This is a genomic window from Psychrobacter sp. AOP31-B2-9 (assembly GCF_052378005.1).
Taxonomy (GTDB): Bacteria; Pseudomonadota; Gammaproteobacteria; order Pseudomonadales; family Moraxellaceae; genus Psychrobacter.
In genome coordinates this window covers 1-813 of the sequence record NZ_JBQSXG010000304.1, presented here as the reverse complement: position 1 = coordinate 813, position 813 = coordinate 1, and the positions used below count along the sequence as shown (strand labels likewise).

The following is an 813-nucleotide window of genomic DNA, read 5'->3' as shown; positions in this document are numbered from 1 at the left end:
CAAAAAAGTGGTAGCGCCCCAAAGGCGCCGGCAGATGGCTTGTCACTATATTGAAGATCGTAGCATTAGCATACGCCGTGCTTGCCGTATCTTTAACATCAGCGTCACCTGTTATTATCACAAGTCGGTGGTAACAGATGAGAACCAGCAAATAGCGGACTTACTTATCAAACTGACTGATGAGAACAAGAACTGGGGCTTTGGCTTGTGCTTTTTAACCTTGCGTAATGTGCTAGGACTGCCGTACAACCATAAGCGGGTATATCGCATCTACTGCGAGCTTGAACTCAACCTTAGAATCAAGCCTAAGCGTCGCATTAAACGTGCTAAACCAATACCATTAGCAGTACCTGATAGGATTAACCAAAGCTGGAGCATGGACTTTATGCACGACGGCTTAACTGATGGCCGTGGCTTTAGACTGTTCAATGTCATTGATGATTACAACCGTGAGGCACTCACCGTTGAAGTCGACTTCTCGCTACCGGCCGGGAGGGTCATACGCAGTCTTAATCAGCTTATTGAGTACCGAGGCAAACCTGTGCAGATAAGATGCGATAACGGCCCTGAATACATCAGCAATGCGCTCAAAGACTGGGCTGAGCAGCAAGGCATCATCTTAAGCTATATTGAACCTGGCAATCCACAGCAAAATGCGTATGTAGAGCGCTTTAACAGAACCATGAGATATGATTGGTTAAATCAGGAGCTGTTTGATAATCTAGAGCAGGTACGCGCACAAGCAGAAAACTGGTTATACCATTATAATCATAAGCGCCCAAACATGGGCAATGGCGGTTTTACACCGATACA

General features: G+C 46.0%; 1 protein-coding gene. It reads left to right on the top strand.

The window, feature by feature from the left end; all coding sequences use genetic code 11:
• Positions 1-813, top strand: an 813-nt coding sequence (locus ACT3SX_RS15340; RefSeq protein ID WP_444761850.1) for an IS3 family transposase, incomplete at both ends; no start/stop codon positions are given.